Source organism: Dietzia sp. IBK-p2-16D (assembly GCF_057773085.1).
This window is the reverse complement of record NZ_JBYMTL010000013.1, coordinates 1-4,063: the sequence shown is the minus strand read 5'-3', so window position 1 is coordinate 4,063 and position 4,063 is coordinate 1. Positions and strand designations below refer to the sequence as shown.

General features: G+C 66.4%; 1 protein-coding gene and 2 pseudogenes. All 3 read left to right on the top strand.

Annotated elements, in window-relative coordinates; all coding sequences use genetic code 11:
• Window positions 1-485 precede the first annotated feature (485 nt).
• A pseudogene (locus AC3DE3_RS17090) lies at window positions 486-1,631 on the top strand (IS3 family transposase); the annotation flags it as partial.
• Between the two features lie 101 nt (window positions 1,632-1,732).
• Window positions 1,733-2,844: pseudogene (gene istA, locus AC3DE3_RS17085) on the top strand (IS21 family transposase); the annotation flags it as partial.
• A 140-nt stretch (window positions 2,845-2,984) separates the two neighbouring features.
• Window positions 2,985-3,779, top strand: coding sequence for an IS21-like element helper ATPase IstB (istB, locus tag AC3DE3_RS17080; RefSeq protein WP_260487314.1), 795 nt, complete (start codon window positions 2,985-2,987; stop codon window positions 3,777-3,779).
• Window positions 3,780-4,063 lie beyond the last annotated feature (284 nt).

The window sequence follows — 4,063 nt, the reverse complement described above, 5'->3', positions numbered from 1 at the left end:
GCCGATGGTACTGCACTCGTGAGGGTGTGGGAGAGTAGGTCACCGCCGAACACAACTTCACACGAGAGCCCCGAATCACCCTCACAGGTGACTCGGGGCTCTCGTCATTCCACCCACACCCACACAAACCGACTCGTCGGTCTGTTCGTCCCGGCCAGGCCCGCACTGCCGAGGCCGCTCTGGCTGTCCGGCAGCGCGGCCACGCGACACATGGAACGCGCACTGAGCAAGGGTGGGCGAGGCGCCCGGAGCCCATGGCGCCGGCCTCGGAGTCGAATCTCACGTAGCCGGCCTCGTCGATGACCATTCGCGACTGGTGGGAGGGCACGCGCACCGCGGCCTCGAGCGGGTGGCAATAGCGTTCTACCCGCTGTGAGAGTTCCAATTGGGTGTTGCCGGCTCCGGGCGAATCGAGCAAAACGATCGTGTCGTGAATCGCACTGGGTTGGTGGGAGTCTCCATCGTTTGGGAACGAGGATGGACTCATGCCGAAGGATACGAGCCCGGCAAGTCGACCAGGCGTCGCTATAGCCCTGGAGAATAGGTTGCCGCGGTGCGGATGGTCAGGACCCTGCGAGCCGATCTGGGCACCGATCACGGCACGGTGAAGCGGGTGTCAGCTCAGCTTGGCTATGGCGGGCGAGTCCGTGCGCTCGTGGGTGCGTCAGGCCGATATTGGCGAGGGCCACGGGGCGGGGGCGACTCGGCGAGGATGAAGGTTCGCGGGAAGGAAGTCCGCGAGCTCAAGCGGGCAAACGAAATTCTGAAGAGGGCAGCAAGTTTCTTTGGGGCGGAGCTAGGCCGCATCACAAGAAGTAGCCGCGTTCATCGACGCCAACCGCGATGATGTCCTCGCGGGCCGGTGTTTGGGGGTCGAGCGCATCTGCGGAGTTCTGCAGGTGGACCCGAGTAGCTACTACGAGGTCAAGTAGCGGAGAACCGTCCACGCGGTCGAAGCGTAATGAGGTTATGGGTCCAGTCGTACGGCAGTCGTGGGCGGACAACTTCCGGGTCTACGGGGCACGAAAGTTGTGGACGGCGGCCCAGCGTGCGGACCCGCGACATCGGCCGGGACCAGGTCGCCCGGCTGATGCGTGCCGGCGGGATCGAGGGCGTCCGGCGCAGCAAGCGGGTGCGCACCACAGGACCCGACCCGGGGATGCCGCGCGACCCTGACCCCGTGCGTCGTGACTTCACTGCCACCGCGCCGACCCAGTTGTGGGTCTCGGACCTGACATTCGTGCCGACCTGGACTGGGTCGTCGACGTCTGCTTCATCGTCGACGCTTTCTCACGCACGATCGTCGGGTGGCGGGTCGCCTCGCCCATGTGCACCACGTTGGTCCCGGGCGCGATCGAGATGGCCCGCTGGTCACGCGGCACCCAGCTGACCGGGCTGCGGTGCCACAGTGATGCCGGGTCGCAGTTCACGTCGATTCGCGACGGCGAGCACCTCGCCGAGATCGGAGCAGCTTCCTCGATCGGCACCGTCGCAGATTCCTACGATATTGCGCTCGCCGAGACGGTCAATGGCTACTACAAGGCCGAGCTCATCCGTGGCCTTTCCGCGAGGGGCGACCGTGGAAGACCGTGGAGGACGTCGAACTGGCCACCTTGAGTTGGGTCCACTGGCTCTGGCCACGCCCGCCTGTCGACTGCGGGTGTCCGCGTACAGCGGGTGAATACTGACCCCCGGTGACGGGTGAATCTCGACCCCTCCCGCCCCTGGGAGGGTGATTGCAGTGGAGCAGTGGGCCGAGATAGGCCGGCTGCATAACAGCGAGGGTGTGCCGATCAAGGAGATCTCCAGGAGGCTGGGGATCGCGAGGAACGCGGTGCGCTCAGCGTTGGCCTCATCCGAGCCGCCAAAGTACAAGCGAGCCCCGAAGGGATCGCTGGCCGATGCGTTTTCGAACCGGAGATCCGCAAGCTGCTGGCGGAGTATCCGACGATGGCGGCCGCGGTGATCGCCGAGCGGATCGCCTGGCCGCACTCGATGACCGTGCTCAAGGACCGCGTGCGAGCGGTCGGCCCCGAGTACCGCGGGGTTGACCCGGCGGACCGGATCGAGCACGAGCCCGGTGATACGACGCAGTGCGATCTGTGGTTCCCGAATATGCCGATCCCGCTGGGCGCAGGTCAGAGTGCTCAGATGCCGGTGTTGGTGATGACGCTGGCGGTCTCGAGGTACATCTCGGCGACGATGATCCCCTCCCGGATGGCCGGGGACATCCTGGCCGGGATGTGGCTGCTGCTGTGCCGGCTCGGGGCTGTATCCCATCGCCTGTGGTGGGATCGGGAATCGGCGATCGCGACCTCGGCGGGCAATCCGACGGTCGATGCCGCGGCGTTCGCCGGGACATTGTCGTCGATGCTGGTCGTCGCCCCGCCGCGGGACCCAGGGTTCAAAGGCATGGTCGAACGGCACAACGGTTACCTCGGTCTGTCGTTCATGGTGGGCCGGACCTTCGCGGGCCCCGACGATTTCAATGACCAGCTCACCGAGTGGCTGGCAACAGCCAACTCGCGCACCGTGCGAGTGTTGGGAGCTCGACCCGTCGACGCACTAGGCGAGGACCGGGCTCGGATGCTCGCGCTCCCGCCGGTCGCACCGACCACTGGCCTGCGCACAACGGTGAGACTGGCGCGGGACTACTACGTGCGTATCGACTCGGTGGACTACTCGGTCGACCCCCGCGTGATCGGGCGCCTGGTCGAGGTCGCCAGCCTGCATACAGTGACGGTGACCTGCGCGGGTGTCCTGGTGGCTGAGCACCGCCGCAGTTGGCCCCGCCGCGGGACGGTCACCAACCCCGAGCATGTGGAGCTGGCCAAGCAACTGCGCGTGGACTACTGGCAGCGGACCCGCGAGCAACCACCGATGAGTTCGTTCACTGATCCGGTGGTGCGCTCGCTGTGCGACTAGGACGACCTCTACGACGCCGACTTCGCCGGGAACGCAGCATTGGATTCGGAGGTGTCGGCATGAGCGAAGACGCCTCCTCCCAGGTCGCCTACGCAGCCCGGGTGCTCAAGACCCCGACCAATTCGGGCGTGTTCGCCGATCTCGCCGATACCGCCCGCAGGCAGGGCTGGACCTACGAGGAGTACCTGGCCGCGGTCCTGGGCCGCCAAGTAGCCGACCGAGAGGCCTCCGGCATCCAGGTCCGCACTCGGGCTGCACGCTTCCCGCAGGTCAAGACGCTGGAGGACTTCAACGTCGACCATCAACCCAGCCTGCGCAGGGACGTCCTGGCGGACCTGGCCACCAGCACCTACATCGGCAAAGCCGGCAATGTCGTCCTGCTCGGCCCGCCGGGAGTCGGCAAGACCTACCTGGCGGTAGCCCTCGGATACAAGCCGATCGCCGCCGGCTACGCCGTGCAGTTCGACACCGCCGTCGGCTGGCTGACCCGCCTGCAGGCCGCGCACGCGGGAAACCGTCTCGAGGCCGAGCTGCGCAAGCTGCGCCGCTACAAGCTGCCCATCATCGACGAGGTCGGCTACATCCCGTTCGACTCCGACGCCGCGAACCTGTTCTTCCAGCTCGTGGCCCACCGCTACGAGCAGGGCTCGATCCTGGTGGCCTCGAACATGCCCTTCGGCCGCTGGGGAGAAATCTTCGCCGACGACATCGTCGCCGCCGCGATGATCGCCCGCCTCGTCCGCCACGCCGAGGTCCTCACCCTCGGCGGCCAGTCCTACCGGACCAAAGCACGACGAGACCTCATGACCGCACAGACCAACAACCAGAGGGGTCAAAATTCGCCCGTCACGTAGGGGCCAATTTCTGCCCGCCGTTGACACCGCCTGCACGGCTATCTCAATGACGTGCCGCAACTAGAGTCCGAGGAGACGTTCTAGGCTACGAAACGGGCAGACCAGACCCTGGTCGGAATCCGATAACCTGGTCCTCCATCAGACCCAGTGCGATTCACCCCGGCAGGCGACGCGCCGACGATGCGGGCGGCGGGTGCGCGGCCCTGGTTCCGGATCGCTGGGCTGGGCGGCGATGACGTCGCCGGTTCGCAGCCGTGGACACGGTGACGGAAGCGGAAGCGATA

What these genes read in the sequence shown, in the direction of transcription:
- istB (WP_260487314.1), top strand. Translation starts at nt 2,985, where the DNA reads ATGAGCGAAGACGCCTCCTCCCAGGTCGCCTACGCAGCCCGGGTGCTC.